The organism is Kocuria coralli (genome assembly GCF_008831305.1).
In the GTDB taxonomy this organism is placed as follows: domain Bacteria; phylum Actinomycetota; class Actinomycetes; order Actinomycetales; family Micrococcaceae; genus Kocuria; species Kocuria coralli.
Map to the genome: position 1 here is coordinate 86,309 of NZ_ML708611.1, position 19,545 is coordinate 105,853.

Sequence of the window (19,545 nt, forward strand, 5' to 3'; positions counted from 1 at the left end):
CCCACGACGCTAGGAGGCCCCCGTGACCGCTCAGAGCGCCGAGTTCAACGAACCTCAGATCCGCGACGATCCCTCGCTCAGACTGGTGGACAACCCGGATCAATCCCGGGTGGAGCTGTGGAACGACACCACCTTCATCGGCTTCGTGGGAGTGCAGCGGGTGCAGGACGGCACCGTCGAGCTGCAGCACACCATCATCGACGAGCGCTTCGGGCGTCAGGGCTACGCCCGCACGCTGATCACGCTGGTCCTGGACAGCTGCCGGGCCTCCGGGGTGCTGATCCACCCAACCTGCACCTATGTCCAGGACTACCTCCGGCGTTTCCCGCAATACCAGGACCTGGTGGCCTGAGCCCCCGCGGCTCCCGCCGGGCGCCGTCGCGAGCTGCCTCACATCATGACGCCCGGCTCGAAGGCCGCCGGTGCTGTCCGTAGACTGGGGCGCATGACTTCCAGCGCCAACTCCGCTCCCTCCGTCGGCCTGATCGGCTGGCGCGGCATGGTGGGATCCGTCCTGATGGATCGCATGCAGGCCGAAGGCGATTTCGCCGACATCCAGCCCGTGTTCTTCACGACCTCATCCCCGGGCGCCAAGGCACCGGAGATCGGCGGCCTGGGAGACACCGGGACGCTGCAGGATGCCTACGACCTCGAGAAGCTGGCCGCCCTGCCGATCATCCTCACCGCGCAGGGCGGGGGCTACACCTCCAAGGTCCATGACGAGCTGCGCGCCCGCGGCTGGGACGGGCTGTGGATCGACGCCGCCTCCACCCTGCGCCAGAACGACGACTCGATCATCACGCTGGACCCGGTGAACCGGAACGTGATCGACGCCGGCCTGGACGCCGGGATCAAGGACTTCGTGGGCGGCAACTGCACCGTCTCGTGCATGCTCATGGGCATGGGCGGGCTGTTCCGCAACGGCCTGGTCGAATGGGCCACGTCCATGACCTACCAGGCCGCCTCCGGAGGCGGCGCCCGGCACATGCGCGAGGTGCTCAAGCAGTTCGGCGACCTGCACACGGAGGTGGCCGAGGGGCTGGCGGATCCCGCCTCCGCCATCCTGGAGATCGACCGCAGGGTCCTGGCCAAGCAGCGCTCCGGCGAGCTGGACACCGCCCAGTTCGACGTCCCCCTCTCCGGGTCGCTGATCCCGTGGATCGACTCCGACCTGGGCAACGGCCAGTCCCGCGAGGAGAAGAAGGCCGGCGACGAGACGAACAAGATCCTGGGCCGCGCCGGGGCCGACCGCATCCCGATCGACGGCCTGTGCATACGCATCGCCACCATGCGCTCGCATGCGCAGGCCATGACCCTCAAGCTCACCGAGGATCTCCCCGTCGAGGAGATCGAGCGGATCCTGGACGCGGACAACGAGTGGGCCAAGGTGGTCCCCAATACCAAGGAGGCCTCGGCGGCGGACCTCACACCCGTGGCGTCCTCGGGATCCCTCGAGGTGCCGGTCGGCAGGATCCGCAAACTCGAGATGGGGCCCGAGTACATCTCCGCCTTCACCGTGGGCGATCAGCTGCTGTGGGGGGCCGCCGAGCCGATCCGCCGCATGCTCAAGATCGCGGTCGGCACCCTGTAGGCATCCCGACAGGCATCTCGACGGCGGCCCGGGTTACTGACCCGGGCCGCTGTTGCGTGCCGAGAACCGGACGGGCTCCCCCGCGGCCTGGGCTGCCGCGCCCTCGGCGTTCTCGGACTTGTGCCGGCGGGCGCCCGAGACGCACCAGTGCCACCACCTCATCACCGGGGTGGCCTGCCACCTGGCCCACCAGATGCTCAGGTGCTTTAGGGCCCAGTGGTTGAGCCGGTGCGCCCAGTCGAATTCCATCGACCACACGCCCAGGCCCAGGAAGATGAACAGCCAGCCGGGCCCGGGCAGGACCAGCATCGCCACCCCCGCCAGGAACAGGCAGGCTCCGAGAAACGCGATGGACCCGCGGACGGCGATGCGCCGCAACCTCGTGCCCTTGTGCGACCACCGCTGGAACTGCTCGACCCGTTTCCTGATCGGATGACCGCGGTCCTGGCCCCTGCGGATGTCATCGGCGAGATCCGATTCCGCGGGGTTCGGCGCCGTCCTCGTCCGGACACTCACAAATGCAGCCCCACCAGCACCGGTTCCGGGACCAGCTCGATCCCGTAGACGGTGCGCACCCCGTCGCGGACCACCCGGGCCAGCCGGCCGAGATCCGCTGCGGTGGCGGTGCCGCGGTTGGTCAGGGCGAGCGTGTGCTTGGTGGACAGACAGGCCCGCCCACCCGCGACGGCCTCACCGTCGAGATCGAGCCGGTCGTTGCGACTGCCGGGGAGACCGAAACCCCTGCGGAACCCGGTGTGCTCGATCAGCCAGGCGGCCGAGAGCTTGGTGAAGCCGGGAACGGGCTGCCCGGAGCCGTCGGTCACGGGGAACCGCGGGGCGTCGTCGGGCACCAGGCCTTCCACCTGCCCGCTGGGGACGATGGGGTTGGTGAAGAAGGACCCGGTGCTGTAGGTGTCCCGGTCGGCCGGGTCCAGGACCATGCCCTTCCCTGCCCGCAGCTCCAGGACGGCCTGCCGGACCGCCGTCAGGGGGGCGCGCTGGTTCAGCTCCACCCCCAGGTGACCGGCCAGCTGGCCGTAGCGGACGGGCTTGGAGAGATCGCCGTGGGTGAACTGGAACTGGACGTCCAGGACCACATAACGCGGGGAGCCGTCGACGGTGGTGCGTTTGAGGTAGGAGTCCCGGTAGCCGAAACCCAGGTCCGCGAAGGCGAACGAGGTGCGGCGCTGACTCTCCCGGTCGTAGACCCGCACGCGGGCGATGGTCTGGGAGACCTCGCATCCGTAGGCCCCGACGTTCTGCACCGGGGTGGCTCCGACGGTGCCGGGGATGCCCGAGAGCGCCTCGATGCCCACGCGCTCGTTCTCCACCGCCCAGGCCACCATCTCGTCCCAGGGGTGCCCGGCGGCCACCGTCACCAAGGTGCCGGCGCAGTCGGAGACGTGATCCACGCGGATGCCGCGGGTCGCCACGTGCACGACAGTGCCGTCGAAACCGGCGTCGCCGACCAGCAGGTTGGAGCCCCCGCCGACCACCAGCACGGGCTCGCCGGCCAGGTCCGCGGACCGGACGGCCTCCACCAGCGCCTCCTCGGTCTCCGCGCGCACGTAAGCGCTCATCGGACCGCCGACGGCGGTGGTGGTCAGGTCGGCCAGGTCGGGACGCGGTGCGGCGGTCATGCCCGCCATCCTAGCGAGACGGGGTGCCGCCCCGCCCGCTCGGCCCCTCCCGCTCAGCCTCAAGCGGACGCAGCCACGGGATCAGCAGGAAGGACAGCACCACGAAGAGCATGACGAAGGCGAGGGCGTTGCGCACCCCGACGGCCTCGCCCAGCAGGCCCAGCAGAGGCGGCCCGCCCAGGAAGGCCCCGTACCCGATGGTGGAGACGACGGAGACGTTCGCCGCGGCCTTCACCGGATCGTCCGCCGCGGCGGACATGCCCACGGGGAAACCCAGCGAGGCTCCCAGGCCCCACAGGAACAGGGAGATCAGCCCCACCGTGAGGGACGGCGAGAACGCGAAGACCGCCAGGCCGGCCAGGGCCATGGAGCACGCGATGCGCAGCACGAAGATCCGCCCGAACCTGTCGATCAGCCAGGTGCCGCTCATCCGCCCGGTCGTCATGGCGGCCACGAAGATCCCGTACCCCATGGCGCCGAGGGACTCCGCCGCCCCGTATCCGTCCGTCAGCGCGAGCGCCACCCAGTCGTTGGCGGCCCCTTCGGTCAGGGCCATTCCCAGGACGAAGATGCCCACGAGGACCGTCCGCGGATCCCTCCACGCGGCTCGCATGGACAACGGCGTCTCGCCGTCCTTCGCCGCACCGGACCGGCTCCCGGAAGAATCGGGCCCATCTCCCGGGGTGCGTGCCACGCCGTCGTCGTCACGGGAGACGACGGGGAGGGTCCCCGTGATGATGGTCAGCTGCGAGGTGATCGGCTGGAGGTCCTGACGCCGCAGGAGGGCCTCCCGCTGCGCCCCCTGCAGGTACGGGAGCGAGCTCCAGACCAGGGCGAACACGACGACGGCCATGCCGCTCACGTGCCATACGACCGGGACCCCGGTCGCTGCGGCCACCGACCCGACCCCGGCTCCCAGCACCGTGCCGATGGAGAAGAAGCCGTGCATCATGGGCATGATCGACCGGCCGAGCCCCCTCTCGAGCGCGGTGCCCTCCACGTTGGCCGCGACGTTCCACGTGGCGGAGCCCAGACCGAAGAGCAGCAGGCCGACCACCGTGACGGGCAGGGACTGCAGGAAGGTGACGCCCGCGCCCAGCACCATGAGGCCCACGGCCACCATGGTCGAGAACAGCGCCAGCGTGCGCTTGGCGCCGAGGTGCAGCACGATCACCCCGGAGGCCGACACCGATGCGAAGGCGGCGACGGTCTGGGTCAGCAGCAGCGCGCCGAGGGCGGCGGGGCCCAGTCCCAGGGAGTCCGCGATGGACGGGATGCGGGTCAGCCACGCTGACGTCGCGAGTCCCGAGGCGAAGTAGACGGCGAAGACCGCTGCCGTCCACGAACGCAGCGAGCGCCCGCGAGCGGCCGTCATCGGCAGGCCACCACGACTTGGGTCTTCACCAGGACCTTCAGCGCTGCCGCGTCCTCTGCGGGCACAGCCGGGTCGGAGAGATCGGGCGCGGTGACGGTCAGGTCGATCCGGGCGGTGCGCTCGTCCTCGTCGAGGGCTGCGACCTTGGCGGTGATGTTCAGCCCGGTGGACGGCTCGATCTCCGTGCCGAACCGGTTGGGGACCACCACGGGTTTGGTGAACCGGGTCTGGACGTCCACGACCGCGGCCGGATCGCCCGTCCAGTCAGCGACCACCTGCATGGCGGCGCCCATGGTGAGCATGCCGTGCGCGATCACGTTGGGCAGCCCCACGGAGGTGGCGAACGGCTCGTTCCAGTGGATGGGGTTGAAGTCCCCCGAGGCGGCGGCGTAGCGCACCAGGTCGGCGCGGGACAGCGCCACCGTGCGGCTGGCGACCTCCTGGCCCTTCTCCAGGGACTCGAACGTGATGTTCACTGATCCTCTCCTCTCACGAGCAGCGAGGACAGGGCGGTCGAGACTTTGTTCCCGTCCAGGTCGGTGATCTCGGTGCGGAAGGTCACCATGGCTCCGGCACCGAGCGCGCGCACGGCGTCGACGGTGGTGGCGGCGCTCAGCTCGTCGCCCGCCACGATCGGACGGTGGTGGGTGAACCGCTGATCGGCGTGGACCACGCGGGAGAAGTCGATCCCCGCGCTCTCGTCGCCGACGACCGCGGCCTCGGCCCGCTGCGCGACGATGATCGCGAATGTCGGCGGGGCCAGCAGATCCGCATGGCCGGCGGCCCGGGCGGCTTCCACCTCCCGGTGGAGCGGGCTCTCGGCGCGGACGGCGTCGGCGAAGGCGCGGACGGCCTCGCGGGAGACCTGGTACGGGGCGATGGGCGGATAGGTCCGCCCCAGGACGTCGGGGTTCACGCTCACGAAGGCGCTCCTCTCACGGACGGTGATCGGGCTGGAAAGCCCAGCATAAGGAAAGCCCGCGATCTCCGGTGGGAGTGGATCGCGGGCTTTCCGTCCGTAGCGGTGGACGGGCTCGATCCGTCGACCTCACGATTATGAGTCGTGCGCTCTAACCAGCTGAGCTACACCGCCAGGGTGGATGGGGAAACCCGTGGAATCGTGCGCAATACACGACCCACGGGCCCTCATCACGAGAGCCCCGACCGGGAATCGATCCCGGGACCTCCATCTTACCAAGATGGCGCTCTACCACTGAGCTATCGGGGCAACGCGGAATACTGTAACAGGCTGCGGGGGCAACGCAAAAATGCGTGGTGCGCACGGCCCCTCGCAGCGGCTCGGTGCGAAGGCGCAAGCCTCCACCGCACCCGCCGGAGTGCCGCAGGGGCCTCGTCCCGCCGGTCTAGTCGTCGTCCCAATCGTCGTCATCCCACTCGTCCCAATCGTCGTCCCACTCGTCCCAGTCGTCGTCGAAATCGTGCGGGGCCGGCTGCACCGGGACCGGGACCTGGGCGGGAGGTGCGGGATCCGGGCCCGCGGGGGCTTCGACCACGGGGGCTTCGGCGGCCGGTGCCTGGACACCGGCATCCGCGGGTTCCGTCGTCGAGTCCTCGGCCGGATCCCGGGCCTCTGCGGTTCTGGTTTCCTCCGCCTCGGCGGGCGTCGCGGTGGTGGCGTCCGGAGTCGGTTCACCGGAGGGGCCGCCGTCGATCGCGACGCCGTCGTGCAAGGTCTCGCTGCCCGTCGTCGTCGCGGCGGCATTCCAGAGGAAGGCGGCGAGCACGCCGACGACGACCAGGCTGAGGGCAGACCACAGAACCTTCATGGCACCCATGGTCCCGGATCCGGATAAGACGACGATGAGAACGGCCGGCCAGTCGTTATGGAGCCGTGATCTCCAGTGAGCGCGCTCGCGCCGCGGCCAGTTCCCGCCACCGGGGGCGGAAGGCGTAGACGCAGACCAGCCGCAGCCGGGCCGAGAGCCCGTAGGCGTGCAACCGGGCGGACGGCACTCCAAGTCCGGATGCCACCTCGTGCACGACCCGCTGGCCCTCCTCGTGCAGGGAAGGACTCAGTACGCCCTGGTCCCGGTGCAGTTCGAGATGGACGCCGAGGTTGGCCAGGTCCAGTGCCGGGTCCCCCACAGCGGCGGTGTCGAAATCCAGCACCCCGATGGAGTCTCCGTGGGCCAGCAGCTGCTTCTCGTGCAGGTCGCGGTGCAGCACGCCCCGCGTCGTGCCGCCGTCCGCGGGCAGGGCCGACAGCTCCCGGGCCACGCCGTCCCGCAGGGCGGCGAGCTGCTCCTGCGGCACGGCGAGGATGCCGGGGAACATCCCGACCCGGGCCACCCACGTCTCCAGGGTCCTGATCTCGTCGGCGACGGTGAACTCGGGCAGCTCGAACGGGGCCGGGTCCGCGGTCACGAGACGCGGCCACCGCCGCGCCCACGCGTGAAGACCCCGGAGGTAGGCATCCCGCTGATCAGCCATGCCCAGGGCATGGAGGCTGCGGCCCGGCAGCACCGAGAACTCCACGGTGTCCTCGTCATGGGCGAGCACTCGCGGGGCGGTGAAACCGGCGCTGGTCGCCAGGGCGTACAGGCCGCGGGAGCCCCGTGCGACCTCGGCGGCGGCGCCGCGGGCGAGAACCTTGACGTAGCGGTCCGGCAGAGCCACGACGGCACGGCGGCCGTGGCGGTGCACCACCAGCCGCCCCGACCGCGAGAGCCCGGTCAGGGCCGGGAGCCTCGGATCCTCGCCGTAGGGCGCCACGGTCCATGTCAGGGCGTCAGGGCTCTCCGGGACGCCCCTGGCCGCCCGCACCCGGCCGTCGGCGTCCAGCAGTTCGGCGGTCATCCTCCCGTCGCCCTTGGGCCAGGCCCTCACCATCGTCAGGTGCTGCCGTGGATCTTGCGGATCGGGGAGGGTCGCCGGCACGAGAGCAGTGGAGGCGCCGGAGCAGGCTGCGGCCTCCGCCGTGCGCGGCGGAGCCCCGGCGTCCTCATGGACCAGCGACGTCACGACGTCCAGGATCCTGGCCGTCTCGGCACGCCAGTCCGGTGAGCAGTTGCGGAACGGGCCCATCGCGCGCAGCAGCAGATGGTAGGCCGCCCAGGCGCAGATCTCAGCCTCCGGTGGCGCGTTCCGATGGAGGAGTGCCGCCCGGTCCCGGTATCCGGCCATGACCGCCTCCGCGACGGGCGTCCGGTGCTCGCCCCCTCCGGCCTCGGGAAGATCATCGGGAGGACCGGCGGGACCACCGGCGGAGAGACCCTCGAGGATCTCGACGGCGACCATGTTGCCCAGGTCGTCAGCGCTGCGTCCCCACCGCATGCGCTCGAGGTCGGTCAGCACGACCGCGGCACGGGTCTCACCGGCTCCGCCCGCCGCGTCGCCGCAGCGGCCGGAGTCCACCAGCACCTGGTCGGCCGAGAAGTCCCCGTGCAGCAGGGCCTGCTCCGAGACGGCGTGAGGGAACCCGCCGAGCCCCGGGCCCGCCTGCCTCTCTGCTCCGGAGCGCATCGTGGATGCCTCGATCCGGGCCACCGCGGCCGCAGCGAGGTCTGCGAACCGATCCGCCAGGCCCGCATCCAGGGTCCGCATGTCGGTGCCCATCGCGCGCAGCCGTGAGACCGGGTCGTCGGGCGGCGCCGGGCGGCCGGGTCCGGGATCCCCTTCGCCCTCGGACCCGCCGTCGGTTCGGGACGGCCCGGGACGGAGCCTGGCGCCGTGCAGCAGGGCCAGGCCCGCGCCTGCGGCCCTGGCGGCCGACCCGGTCCTGTCCCCCGGCCGGTTCCCGGCGTGAAGGGCCTCCCGTCGGGCCAGCGCGGCCAGGTCCCCGTCGCCGAACCACTCGGAGCAGCGCAGGTGCTCCGAGGCTGCGGGAGCCTCGGTCCCGTGGCACGGGACGAGCGGATGAACGGGGACACCGCTGCGGGACAGCCGCTGGACCAGGAGGGGGTCCACCGCACTCGGCAGCGCGGTGATCTTGGCGACGACGGGCGGGCCCGCGGCGGATCTCTCGCCGTCTCCGGGCCGCTCCGACGGTGCCGCCGCCCGGCCGCCGTCGAGGGTGACCACCACCCGTCGCTGCGGATTGAACCTCAGCACGGGGACCCCCGATCCCGCCGTTCCCAGGGCGAAGGCGCGCTCCCCCAGGACGGAACGCAGGCAGCCGGCCAGCTTGGGGTCGGCGGCGATGCGCCCCAGGACGACCCGGTGCCCCGGGTGCCCCGGCAGGTCCCGGACCTCCATCAGCTCCCGGCCCGCCGTTCCGTAGAGACGCTGCGCCCTTCGCCGCGCCTTGGCGATCTTCTTGCCCGATCGCGGCGAGTACACGCCCACCCAGCGGATCTCCCCGGTCGGCAGGCCGTCGTCGTCGAGCAGGTCCAGCCGGGCTGTGGCGGAGACCCCGGGCTTGAAGCGCAGGTAGCCCGCGCGGACCGGCCCCGGCAGCGCCTCGGGGAACCGTTCCCTGAGGCGCTGCGCCTCGAGGATGAGCTCGATTCCCGGCAGGTCGGCCGCCGCATCGGGGAGCAGCCGGTTCGCGGCGCGCGGGTCGGCGGCGTTCATCGGCGAACCTCGTCGCTCTCCCTGGCCTGCTGCTGGGCCACCCAGGCGGCGAAGGTTCCGTCTCCGCCGGCCAGGAGCTCCTCGGGCGTCCCGTCCAGCAGGACCCTGCCGTCCTGGATCCACAGCACCCGGTCGGAGGCCAGGGCCATGGCGGCGTCATGCGTGACGGCCAGGGAGGTCCGCCCGTCGATCAGCTCCGCGATGGCGTCGACGACCGCCTGAGTGGAGTGCGGGTCCAGTCCGGTCGTGGCCTCGTCCAGCACGACGATCGGGGAGTCGCGCAGCAGCGCCCGGGCGATGGCGATGCGCTGGCGCTGTCCGCCCGAGAGGGTCGAGCCCCGCTCCGCGAGCACCGTGTCGTAGCCGTCCGGGAAGCCCAGGATGAAGTCGTGCGCCTGCGCGGCCCTGGCCGCGGACTCGACGTCCGCGTCCGTGGCCTCCTCCCGCCCCATGCGGATGTTCTCCCGGATGGACCCGTGGAAGAGCACCGATTCCTGCAGCAGCAGCGACACCCCGCTGCGCACCGAGGAGAGGCTGAGCGAACGGAGGTCTTGGCCGTCGACGGTCACCGTTCCCCGGGCGGGGTCCATCGAACGCACCAGCAGGGAGACCAGGGTGGACTTCCCCGACCCCGACGGCCCGATCACCGCGACGTGCTGGCCCGGCGGGATCACCAGGTCGATGTCCTCGAGCACCGTGGGACGGTGGGGGTCCGCGGGATCGCCGTAGGCGGCGTCGACGTTGCGGAAGGCGATCTCCCCGTGAACGGGCCCCAGCGCGGGGGAACCCTCCGCATCCCGGACATCGGGGGTGATGTCCATCAGGTCGGCCACGCGCTCGCCGGAGGCCGAGGCCCTCGCGATGCGCCCGGTGTACTTGGCCATGTCCCGGAGCGGTTTCATGCAGGTCTTCAGGTAGGTCGTGAACAGCACCAGATCGCCCAGGGTCATCTGCTCCTGGACCACCCTGTAGCCGCCCCCGACCAGGACGATCGCGGTGGCCACCCCCACGATCACGTCGGTGGACCGTTCGAGTCCCGCGGCCAGGCGGCGGGACCGGACCCCCTGCGACAGGGCCAGCTCGTTGGACGCGGCGAAGGAGGAGGCCATGCGCTCCTCCAGGCCGTAGGCCTGGACCACGCGGATCGCGCCCAGCGACTCGTGCGCGGTATTGGCCAGGTCCCCCTCGCCCTTCCGGGTCTTCCGGGAGGCCTCGGTGATCCTGGCGGAGGATCCGCGGCTCATCAGCGCGAAGGCGAGGACCGCTGCCACCACCACCAGGGCGAGCGCCCAGTCCAGGATCAGCATCACGACGCACATGGCGGCCAGGGTGATCACGTTGGCCAGGAGGGGGAGCCCCGCGGTGACCGCGACCTCCTGGAGCTTGCCGATATCGGCGACGATGCGCTGGACGGTGTCCCCGGCCCTGGAACCGGAGTGGAAGCGGTCCGAGAGCCCCTGGACGTGGCGGAACAGCCGCGCGCGCAGGACGGTCGAGACCTTCGAGCCCACCAGTGCGAAAGCCACCGTGGCGAGGTAGTTCGACAGCGCGCGGAAGCCCACGATGCAGATGGTCGCGAGTCCCGCCGCGAGCAGCAGCGCCCAAGAGGCCTCGGGGATCCAGGGGTCCACCGCGCTGGCGTCCGCGCCCAGAGAGCGGGTGACGGCGTCGATGACGATCTTCAGGGGCCACGGCTCCAGCACCCGGAACGCCACCTCCAGCAGGAGCACGCAGATCCCGCCGAGGATGAGCCACTTGTGCTCCCCCAGATGGGGCCTGATGAGCGCGACGGTGCGCGCGAGCGCCCGCTTCTCGATCCTCTTGGCGCCGTGTCCCGTTCTCCGTCTGGAAGGCGTCACGGGTCAGCCCCGCCCGCCGGCGGGTTCCAGCCCGGTCCCTTCCAGGACCGTGGCCAGGACACGGTCCCAGGAGCGCTCGCTGACGGCCATGGCGCGCGCGGTGCGGCCCATGGCCCGACGGCGCCGGGGGTCGGCCACGAGCTCGTCGATGGCCTGGGCGAGTGCGGCGGGATCGGAGGGCTCCACCAGAACCCCCGTGGCGCCGTCGTCGATGATCTCGGGGACCTGGCCCACCCGCGAGGCGACGACGGGCAGGGCGGCCGCGCAGTACTCGTAGATCTTCAGCGGCGAGAAGTACTGATCGGAGCTCTGCGCGGTGCTGGGGTAAGGTGCGGCGGCCACGGCGCAGTCGAGCAGGTGCCCGGGGATCTCAGCGGGCACGACCGCTCCGGTGAACTCGGCCTCGACTCCCGCGGCACGGGCCTGGTCCTGCAAGGCGGCGCGCTGCGGGCCGTCGCCCACGATCCTCAGCCGCCACCGTTCCCGCGCCAGGCCCCGCGCGGCGATCAGGTGCTCGACCCCGTGCCACGGTTTCAGGGTCCCCACGAACACGACGACGGGGGCCCGCCCTGCTGAGCCCGCCGAGCTCGCCGGGTCCGTGACCTGCGCTTCCAGGACCTGAGAGTCCAGAGAAGGCCGGATGCGGTCCACGTTGACCCCGTTGGGGGCCACCAGCACTCGCCGGCGCAGGGCGGCCTCCTCCGTCGCGGGCGAACGGCGGACCGTGGAGAGCACCCAGTCGGCCACGGGCGCCGAGACGCAGGCGGTCCGGGTGGCAGCGGCCACCTGACGATCCAGCGCGGCGTAGGCGGAGCGCTCATCGATCAGGTCCCGGTGGGTGCGCTGTTCGTCGATCAGCGGTGCGTTGACCTCCAGGATGCCGGGAACGCCCAGGGCTTCGGTCACCTCGGCCAGAGCGGAGGAGAACAAGGAGTAGCGCTCGTAGACGGCGTCGGCGCCCGCGGCGATCACCTGCTCGGCGATCAGGCGCGTCGCCTCCTTCTGCGCCTGCTCCCGGCGCGCGGCTCTCTCCCGCCTGTGCTCCCCGGAGCCCGCCGGGCCGTCCCCGCGGGGCGCCTCCGGGACGGGGACGTGGGTGACCGCGAGATCGGCCAGATCGGGTGGCACGTGCCGGCCGATCCGGGTGGCGTAGACGTGGACCTCGGCGCCGAGGGCGCGCCAGCAGCGGATGATCTCCTGCACGTGGACGGATGCGCCCTTGGTCCCGAAGACGGGGATCCCCGGGTCGCCGCAGATGTAGGCCACGCGCATCAGGACACCCGCTCGCTCGCGATCGTCGCCGGCACCGCCGCCGGAGGGGGCAGAAGTGCCTGGAGCGCGGCCGCCTGGACCGCCGAGTCGAACGTGCGCTCGACCAGGTCCCTGGCCGCCCGGGCGACGGCCACCCGTTCCCAGGCCGGTTCCGCCACGGTGGCGAGCGCTCCGGCCAGCGCCTCGGCGTCACCGGCCCTCAGCAGGATCCCGGTCCGCGGGTGCTCGTTGCGCACCACCTCCGGGATACCGGTGACGTCCGTGGCGATGACCGGGACCCCCATCGCCATCGCCTCGAGCAGGACCGTGGGAAGTCCGTCGGCGTTGCCGTCGGCTCCGATGACGCACGGTGCCGCGAACACGTCGGCGCTGCGCAGCAACGTGGCCACTTCGCGCTGGGTCCGCGGGCCCAGGAACTCCACGACGTCGGTAACCGACTCGGCCGCGGCCAGCTCCCGCAGGGCGGTTTCGCGCTCTCCCCCGCCTGCGATCGTCAGCCGTAGCCGCACACCGCTGGCGCGAGCGCGGGCCACGGCCTCGATCAGCACGTGGAAGCCCTTCTTCTCGACGAGCCTGCCCACGCCGACCACGTGCAGGGTTCCTCCCGCGGGAGCCGGGTCCTGGTAGGGGAACCGGTCGAGCTCCAGTCCGTTGTAGATCAGGTGGACCCTGTCCGAGTCGTGGGGGAAGGCCGAGTCCAGGAAGGCCTCGTTGTACCGGGAGATGGTCACCGTGTGCTCGGCGCGGCGCAGGGTGCGGGCCAGGCGATCGTGCTGGACGGACTCGTGGAAGAGGTCCTTGGCGTGGGTGGTCACGGAGAAGGGCACCCCGGAGAGCCGGGAGGCGATCTCGGCGGCGTGCGCCGGCAACGAGGCGAAGTGGGCGTGCAGGTGGGTGATGCCCCGCTCCACCGCCATCGTGGCGAGTTCGACGCCCTGGTGCACCTCCGAGGCATCCGTCTCGGCCAGCTCCGGCAGCGCGGCGGCCAGACGGCGTCCGAAATCGGGGATGACGCGCTGCGCGCGGGCCATGACCTCCCAGGCCTCGGAGGCCTTGAACGGCCGGGGGACGTAGTGCAGCGGCGCCTGCACCCTGGCCAGCTCGGGATGAAACCGGGGGTCGGTGGAATGGCGGAGGGCGAAGATCTCGATGTGCTCGCCAAGGGCCTCCCTGGCCAGGATCTCCGTGACGATGAAGGTCTCCGAGAACCTCGGGTAGACCTTCAGGACGTATCCGACCCTGTGCTCGGTCTCCTGGACCTGGCTGCGATCGTTCATGGGGTTCAGGGGTGTCATGGGGACGGGACTCCTCCGGGGGTCGCAACGGGCCGAGGGGTCTCCGAGAGCGCCCGGGCTGCGAGTCCGCCGACCGCGTGCAGTCCCCCGAGGTCGAGGTCGTGCCGCAGCCGCACGGTTCCCACCGCCCCGCTCATCCAGTCGCTCAGGGCCCGCGCCGACAGGTCCCGTTGCCTGAGGACCTCGACGGCGCCGCGCGCGGCCAGGGCCCGGGCACGGATCAGCTGCTCCTGCCGGGGCCGTTCCCGGGGCACGATCAGCGCCGGGGTATTGGTGGTGAGGATCTCGGCGGTCGAGTTGTACCCGCCCATCGAGATCACGGCGGCAGCGGCGGCCACCTCGGCCAGGGCATCGGGCACCGAGCCCACCACCGTGGTGCGCGGACCCGCCTCGGCCAGGATGCGATCCACGCCCGGGGCCGGCATCTGGGGGCCGGCGATCACCAGGTGCCGGTAACCGTGCGGGACCTCGGCCCGGGCGGCGGCCGTGAGCAGCGACATCCCGTCCGCCCCGCCGCCGGCCATGGAGACGATATACGGTTTCGTCATCTCGCTGACGCTCTCGCCGAGGGGCCGGCCGGCCGACAGGTAGCCGGTATAGCTGACCAGTCCTGCGAGCTCGGCGGGGATCTCACCGGTGGCCACCGGATCGTGGACCCCGCGGTCGCCGTAGACCCACAGATCGCTGTAGACGGCGCGGAACCCGTCCAGATCGCCGACCCTGCGCCACTCACCGGCGGTGACGGCCGGAGCGTCCAGGACCTCCCTGAGGCCGAGGACGATGCGGGTGTCCGGGAACTGCGCACGCAGACGGGCCAGCGGGCCCCTCAGCTCGTCGGCGACTCCCCAGGCATGCCGGTCCACGATCACCAGGTCCGGCCGGAAGCCGAACAGAGCGGCGTCGATCATGCCCGAGCGCAGCGCCGTCAGGTGCTTCATCCCGATCTCCAGGTTGCGGGGGCCGTACCCGGCGAAGTCCTTGGCGATCCCCGGAAGGACCGCCCAGTCGAAGCCGTCGGGCTTCTCGAACGAGGTCGCCGTGTCGATACCGGTCAGCAGCAGGCCGGTGACGGGGCGTCCGGTGAGTTCCGGAAGCCGGCGTGCCAGAGCGTGGGCCAGGGCGAGGTTGCGCCGGGTGTGGCCCAGGCCCTGCGAGTCGTGGGAGTACAGCAGGATCCGCAGCGCGTCGGTTCTCATGGGTGCTCTCCTCATCCGTTCTCCGGCCGTCGCTCGTCTTCTTTCCGGGGAACGTCGCCGAAAACGAGTCGGTCCCACCATGGCGGCTGCAGGTGATGAGGTTATGAGGCCTTGATGAAAGCGTTCTCATCTTGTGCGGCGGTCCGCAGGACAAGCGCGCTCAGATCTCCGCGAGCCGGTAGCCCACGCCGCGGACGGTGATGAATCTCTCGGCACCGAGCTTGTTGCGCAGATACCGCACGTAGACGTCCACGACGTTCGATGCGCCGTCGAAGTCGTAGCCCCACACCCGGCTCAGCAGCTGGCCCCGGGACAGCACCTGACCCGGGTTCTCCAGGAAGACCCGGACGATGGAGAACTCACGGGCCGACAGCTCGATCTGCTCGTCGCCGATGACCGCGTACCTCTTGCCGACGTCCAGGGACAGGGTTCCGTAGTGGAGCTCGTCCTCCACGGTCGCCGGCGCCGAGTTGCGCAGGCGGGCCTTGACGCGGGCCAGGAGCTCCTGGAACCGGAATGGCTTGGCCAGGTAGTCGTCGGCCCCCTTGTCCAGGCCGTGGACGGTGTCCTCGACCGAGTCGCGGGCGGTGCACATGATCACGGGAAGAGCGCTGCCGGTGCTGCGCAGCACCGAGAGGACCTTGAACCCGTCCATCCCGGGCAGCCCGACGTCCAGGATCAGGAGGTCGAACTCCCCCGATGCCGCATAGTCGAGGGCCCTGGCCCCGTCCTCGACCACCGTCGTCGTGAATCCCGAGGCTCTCAGGCCTTTCTGGATGAAACGGGAGATCCGCTCCTCGTCCTCAGCGATCAGGATATTGGCCATCGGGTTCCTTTCCTCCGGGCACCCCGGAGGGCACGGTGCGTAGTGGCTCGGTCACCACGGGAGCTTCCGCTCGGGCCTCCCCTGCGCCCTGCCTCGGCTGCGCGGTGAGGCGGACGGGTGCTGCGGCGGACCGTTGCGGTATCCACAGGGTGAAGGTCGATCCATCCCCCGGCTGGGACCGGAGCCGGACGGTCCCGTCGTGGGCCTCGGCGATGGCCGACACGATCGCGAGCCCCAGGCCCGCTCCCTCCACGGTCCGCCCCGCCTCGGCGCGGGCGAACCGTTCGAAGATGCGCTTCTGGTCCTCGGGGGCTATGCCCACGCCGGTGTCGCGGACCCAGAGCTCGAGAAATCTCCGCGGTCCTCCGCCGGACGGCACGGGCGGGTCATCGTGGACGGTGGACCACCGCGCCCCCAGCGCGACGGTGTCCCCCGGCGAGGAGAACTTGACGGCGTTCGCCGCCAGCTGGATCACCGCCTGGGTCAGTCTCTGGCCGTCGGCGACCATGGGCCCGGAGACCACCGATTCGAGGCGCCAGGTGCGGTCCCCCAGCGCGGGGAGGCGGTCCATCGCATCCCGGAGGAAGTCTCCGGTCTCGATCGTCTCCGGGCGGACGAAATCCGCGCGCTGGGACTTGGCCAGCAGCAGGAGGTCCTCGACCAGGCGGTTCATCCGCTCGATCTCGTCGAGCAGCATCGCCCGCGTCTCCTGCACGTCGCCGGGGTCTTCCGCGTCCATGAGCTCGAGATTCCCGTGCAGGATCGTCAGCGGGGTGCGCAGTTCGTGGGCGGCGTCGTCCAGGAACTGCCGCTGCTGGTCGAAGCCGTCCTTGATCCGGTCCAGCATGTAGTTGAAGTGATGGGCCAGCTGCCCGACATCCGAGTCGGTGCGGGACACCGGAACCCGCTGGGTCAGGTCGTCCACGGTGATTCTCTCGGCGGCCTCGCGCAGTCGGGTGATAGGGGCGGTCACCCGGCCCGCCAGGAAGTAGGCGACCAGGGTGCCCAGCACGAGCATGACCGCCGATATCCCCAGATAGCGCCACCACGAGTCCGTGATGAGCTGCCGCTGGGAGCTCAGGTCCGTGCCGATCACCAGGTAGGCGGTGCGGTCGTCCCCGGGGACGGATACGTCGATGACGCCGATGCGCAGGGACCGCCCCTCGAGCTCGTGGTCGAAGATCACGGTCTGACCGGGCCGTGCGCGTTCCTGCACGACCGCGACGCGTTCGGGCTGGTCCAGCCGGAATCGCGATTCGTCGAGGTACTCGTAGGCGGGCTGGCCGTCCAGGATCACCATGAAGTTCTCGTACTCGCCCGGGACCGTGCTGGTCATGAACGTATAGAGCAGATGGTCCACATCCGTGAACGGTTCGCCCTCCGCCGGCACACGGCTGTCGGGCAGGGACGCCTCGGGGTCGATCGGCCGGCGGTCGGCCAGGCGCTGCAGCTCGCTGACCTCCTGCAGGATCTCGCGTTCGACGCGTTCCTCCAGGTCGACCAGGCGCAGGTAGTGGGTGATCCCGCCGACCAGCACCAGGGTCAGGGCCATGCACAGGATGACGGTGGCCAGCACGCGGGAGCGGACGGACTGGAGTTCCGTCCGCACCGTCCTCCACCGTGCCGCCGCCATGGACCCAGGGTACGAGTTCCCCATGAGACGACGATGAGGCCGCCGCCTCGCTCCGCGGCTGTTCCCGGCGGGCCGGGGTCAGTCACGGGACGAGGCGGACGGCCTCATGAACCTCCCGGTGCCGGAGCCGCGAGGACGCGGGTCCGCCACCGGGCGGAGTGTCAGTAGTTCTTCTTGGGCCTGGACTTGCGCCGGTCCCCGCCGTCGTTGCGGTGGAAGGACTGCTTGCCCTTCGGCCCGCGGCCGGCACGCGGCGGACGGTCGCCGTAGCCGCCGCCACGGGGGCGGCCCGCACCGCCTGAGTTGGGGCCGCGGTCGAGGCGGATGTCCAGGCGCTGGCCGTTGATCTTGATCTCGCGCAGGCGCTGCAGGTCGTCGCGGCTGAGGTCGTCGGGCAGCCCGATCAGGGTGAAGGACGGGCGGATCTCGATCGCGCCGATGTCGCTGCCGTTCAGCCCGCCCTCGTTGGTCAGCGCACCCACGATCGCACCGGGCGCCGCGCGGTTCTTGTGCCCCACTGCCATCCAGTAGGTGGCCTTGCCCTCTTCGCTGCGCGGGGCGCGGCCGCGGCCTCCCCGCTCGCCGTCGCCGTCCTGACGACGGCGCTCCCGGTCCTTGCGCTTGGGCAGTTCGGGCAGCTCCTCGGCCAGGAACGGGCGGCCGTCCTGGGAGATGACTGCCAGTGCGGCGGCGATCTCGGCGGGGTCGACGTCGTGCTCGGCGACGTAGTCCTCGACCAGCCCCCGGAAGAAGCTGAGGTCCTCGCCCTCGATCGCGTCGGTGATGCCCTGGGCGAAGGCCTGACGGCGGGTGGCGTTCACGTCCTCGACGGTCGGCATCGGCATCTGCTCGACGGGCTGGCGGGTGGTCCGCTCGATCGCCCGCAGCAGGTACTTCTCGCGAGGGGTCATGAACAGCACCGCGTCGCCGTCGCGCCCCGCACGGCCCGTACGGCCGATGCGGTGGACGTAGGACTCGGTGTCATGCGGGATGTCGTAGTTGACCACCAGGGAGATGCGCTCGACGTCCAGGCCGCGGGCTGCCACGTCCGTGGCCACGAGGATGTCGATCTTGCCCTCGCGCAGCTGGTCGACCGTCTTCTCGCGCAGCTGCTGGGGGATGTCGCCGTTGATGGCCGCGGCGGCGTGCCCGCGAGCGCGCAGCTTCTCGGCCACCTCCTCGGTGGCGGCCTTGGTGCGCACGAACACGATGATGCCGTCGTGCTCCTCGACCTCGAGCAGCCGGGTCATGGCCTCGAGCTTGTGCGGGCCCATGACCTGCAGGAAGCGCTGGCGGATGTTCTTGGCCGTGGTGGTCTTGCCCTTGACCGTGACCTCCTCCGGATCGCGCAGGTACTGCTGTGCGATCTTCCGGATGGCGGGGGGCATGGTCGCGGAGAACAGCGCGACCTGCTTCTCGGTCGGCGTCTGGGACAGGATGGTCTCCACGTCCTCGGCGAAGCCCATGCGCAGCATCTCGTCGGCCTCGTCCAGCACGACGTACTGCAGGTCGTCGAACGTCAGCGAACCGCGCTTGAGATGGTCGATCACGCGCCCCGGGGTGCCCACGACCACCTGGGCGCCGCGGCGCAGGCCGGAGAGCTGGGGGCCGTAGGAGGAACCGCCGTAGACGGGCAGGACGGTGAAGTCCTCGAGGTTCACGGCGTAGGAGCTGAAGGCCTCGGCCACCTGCAGGGCCAGTTCACGGGTGGGTGCGAGCACCAGGACCTTGGTGGAGGCGCTCGGCCCGTTCAGGTCGGCCAGCTCGGCCAGGCGGGACAATGCGGGAACCGCGAACGCAGCGGTCTTGCCGGTTCCGGTCTGGGCCAGGCCGACCACGTCGCGGCCTGCCAGGAGCAGGGGGATGGTGGCTTCCTGGATGGGAGAGGGCTTCTCGTAGCCGATGGTCTCCAGGGCGGCCAGGACCCGGGCGTCGATCCCGAGGTCGGCGAAGGTCGGGCCGGACTCCTCGGTGGTCTCCGCGGGTCCGGTGGTGGTGAGGTCGTCGTCGTTGGACTCGACGGTCGAAGGCTCATGGGTCGGGCTGGTCAAAATGGGGGCTCCTCTGGGTCGGAGCACGCGACACCCGGGCGAGGTCGGCAGGTGCTCCACATTGGCTCCGGCGCTCCCCGAGTAAGGAAACCGCTCCAGGGCGGGCCCAAAGTCATGGGCCGCGACTCCCCGTCCGCAAGAGGGTGCGGGAAGGGCGGCAGGACTAGGTGGATGAACCACCAGCCACCGGCGCCGAAATGCTGCCGGTGCACGATTGATCCAGGGAATGGACCGGAATGAATACCCTCCACGATATCCCAGTGCGCACCCGGCT

Annotated in this window: 16 protein-coding genes and 2 tRNA genes; 2 read left to right on the forward strand and 16 right to left on the reverse strand. The window is 71.1% G+C overall.

Features of this window, described 5'->3' with window-relative positions; genetic code table 11:
• Positions 1-22: 22 nt before the first annotated feature.
• Positions 23-352, forward strand: coding sequence for a GNAT family N-acetyltransferase (locus tag FCK90_RS02155; protein WP_181954159.1), 330 nt, complete (start codon positions 23-25; stop codon positions 350-352).
• A gap of 93 nt (positions 353-445) precedes the next feature.
• Complete coding sequence (gene asd, locus FCK90_RS02160) at positions 446-1,591, forward strand: aspartate-semialdehyde dehydrogenase (RefSeq protein ID WP_158032665.1); 1,146 nt, start codon at positions 446-448, stop codon at positions 1,589-1,591.
• A gap of 33 nt (positions 1,592-1,624) precedes the next feature.
• Here the strand turns inward: asd and FCK90_RS15640 are convergent, their stop codons facing one another.
• The 16 genes from FCK90_RS15640 to FCK90_RS02240 all read right to left on the reverse strand — a co-directional run bounded on the left by FCK90_RS15640 (position 1,625) and on the right by FCK90_RS02240 (position 19,271).
• Entirely contained in the window at positions 1,625-2,107 is a 483-nt protein-coding gene (locus FCK90_RS15640) for a PGPGW domain-containing protein (protein WP_246179913.1), read from the reverse strand.
• Positions 2,104-3,231 (reverse strand): UDP-N-acetylmuramate dehydrogenase, encoded by a 1,128-nt coding sequence (locus FCK90_RS02170; protein WP_158032666.1) that lies wholly within the window; start codon positions 3,229-3,231, stop codon positions 2,104-2,106. Before FCK90_RS02170 ends, FCK90_RS15640 begins: the two co-directional genes overlap by 4 nt.
• Positions 3,232-3,241: 10 nt before the next feature.
• Positions 3,242-4,606, reverse strand: coding sequence for an MFS transporter (locus FCK90_RS02175; RefSeq protein ID WP_158032667.1), 1,365 nt, complete (start codon positions 4,604-4,606; stop codon positions 3,242-3,244).
• Entirely contained in the window at positions 4,603-5,082 is a 480-nt protein-coding gene (locus FCK90_RS02180) for a MaoC/PaaZ C-terminal domain-containing protein (RefSeq protein WP_158032668.1), read from the reverse strand. Before FCK90_RS02180 ends, FCK90_RS02175 begins: the two co-directional genes overlap by 4 nt.
• Positions 5,079-5,528, reverse strand: coding sequence for an FAS1-like dehydratase domain-containing protein (locus FCK90_RS02185; RefSeq protein WP_158032669.1), 450 nt, complete (start codon positions 5,526-5,528; stop codon positions 5,079-5,081). Before FCK90_RS02185 ends, FCK90_RS02180 begins: the two co-directional genes overlap by 4 nt.
• A gap of 97 nt (positions 5,529-5,625) precedes the next feature.
• Positions 5,626-5,699: transfer RNA gene (locus tag FCK90_RS02190), tRNA-Met, on the reverse strand.
• Between the two features lie 63 nt (positions 5,700-5,762).
• A tRNA-Thr gene (locus tag FCK90_RS02195) sits at positions 5,763-5,834 on the reverse strand.
• 136 nt (positions 5,835-5,970) lie between these two features.
• The gene (locus FCK90_RS02200; protein ID WP_158032670.1) at positions 5,971-6,393 is read right to left on the reverse strand and encodes a hypothetical protein; all 423 of its coding nucleotides are present in this window, start codon (positions 6,391-6,393) and stop codon (positions 5,971-5,973) included.
• 55 nt (positions 6,394-6,448) lie between these two features.
• Positions 6,449-9,139 carry an aminoglycoside phosphotransferase family protein gene (locus FCK90_RS02205; RefSeq protein ID WP_158032671.1) on the reverse strand — a complete coding sequence of 897 codons (2,691 nt, stop codon included), beginning with the start codon at positions 9,137-9,139 and terminating at the stop codon, positions 6,449-6,451.
• Positions 9,136-10,998 carry an ABC transporter ATP-binding protein gene (locus FCK90_RS02210; protein ID WP_220433253.1) on the reverse strand — a complete coding sequence of 621 codons (1,863 nt, stop codon included), beginning with the start codon at positions 10,996-10,998 and terminating at the stop codon, positions 9,136-9,138. Before FCK90_RS02210 ends, FCK90_RS02205 begins: the two co-directional genes overlap by 4 nt.
• A gap of 3 nt (positions 10,999-11,001) precedes the next feature.
• Positions 11,002-12,270 carry a glycosyltransferase family 4 protein gene (locus FCK90_RS02215; protein WP_158032672.1) on the reverse strand — a complete coding sequence of 423 codons (1,269 nt, stop codon included), beginning with the start codon at positions 12,268-12,270 and terminating at the stop codon, positions 11,002-11,004.
• Positions 12,270-13,565, reverse strand: coding sequence for a glycosyltransferase (locus FCK90_RS02220; protein WP_246179914.1), 1,296 nt, complete (start codon positions 13,563-13,565; stop codon positions 12,270-12,272). The genes FCK90_RS02215 and FCK90_RS02220 overlap by 1 nt, the downstream gene beginning before the upstream one ends.
• A complete protein-coding gene (locus FCK90_RS02225; protein WP_158032673.1) occupies positions 13,562-14,761 on the reverse strand; it encodes a glycosyltransferase family protein in 1,200 nt (399 codons plus the stop codon). Before FCK90_RS02225 ends, FCK90_RS02220 begins: the two co-directional genes overlap by 4 nt.
• Positions 14,762-14,921: 160 nt before the next feature.
• Positions 14,922-15,587, reverse strand: coding sequence for a response regulator transcription factor (locus FCK90_RS02230; RefSeq protein ID WP_158032674.1), 666 nt, complete (start codon positions 15,585-15,587; stop codon positions 14,922-14,924).
• Complete coding sequence (locus tag FCK90_RS02235; RefSeq protein ID WP_181954160.1) at positions 15,565-17,220, reverse strand: sensor histidine kinase; 1,656 nt, start codon at positions 17,218-17,220, stop codon at positions 15,565-15,567. The genes FCK90_RS02230 and FCK90_RS02235 overlap by 23 nt, the downstream gene beginning before the upstream one ends.
• Positions 17,221-17,381: 161 nt before the next feature.
• Positions 17,382-19,271, reverse strand: a complete 1,890-nt coding sequence (locus FCK90_RS02240; RefSeq protein WP_158032676.1) for a DEAD/DEAH box helicase — start codon at positions 19,269-19,271, stop codon at positions 17,382-17,384.
• Positions 19,272-19,545 lie beyond the last annotated feature (274 nt).

What these genes read in the sequence shown, in the direction of transcription:
- asd (WP_158032665.1), top strand. Translation starts at nt 446, where the DNA reads ATGACTTCCAGCGCCAACTCCGCTCCCTCCGTCGGCCTGATCGGCTGG.
- FCK90_RS02170 (WP_158032666.1), bottom strand. Translation starts at nt 3,231, where the DNA reads ATGACCGCCGCACCGCGTCCCGACCTGGCCGACCTGACCACCACCGCC.
- FCK90_RS02175 (WP_158032667.1), bottom strand. Translation starts at nt 4,606, where the DNA reads ATGACGGCCGCTCGCGGGCGCTCGCTGCGTTCGTGGACGGCAGCGGTC.
- FCK90_RS02200 (WP_158032670.1), bottom strand. Translation starts at nt 6,393, where the DNA reads ATGAAGGTTCTGTGGTCTGCCCTCAGCCTGGTCGTCGTCGGCGTGCTC.
- FCK90_RS02205 (WP_158032671.1), bottom strand. Translation starts at nt 9,139, where the DNA reads ATGAACGCCGCCGACCCGCGCGCCGCGAACCGGCTGCTCCCCGATGCG.
- FCK90_RS02215 (WP_158032672.1), bottom strand. Translation starts at nt 12,270, where the DNA reads ATGCGCGTGGCCTACATCTGCGGCGACCCGGGGATCCCCGTCTTCGGG.
- FCK90_RS02220 (WP_246179914.1), bottom strand. Translation starts at nt 13,565, where the DNA reads ATGACACCCCTGAACCCCATGAACGATCGCAGCCAGGTCCAGGAGACC.
- FCK90_RS02225 (WP_158032673.1), bottom strand. Translation starts at nt 14,761, where the DNA reads ATGAGAACCGACGCGCTGCGGATCCTGCTGTACTCCCACGACTCGCAG.
- FCK90_RS02230 (WP_158032674.1), bottom strand. Translation starts at nt 15,587, where the DNA reads ATGGCCAATATCCTGATCGCTGAGGACGAGGAGCGGATCTCCCGTTTC.
- FCK90_RS02235 (WP_181954160.1), bottom strand. Translation starts at nt 17,220, where the DNA reads ATGGCGGCGGCACGGTGGAGGACGGTGCGGACGGAACTCCAGTCCGTC.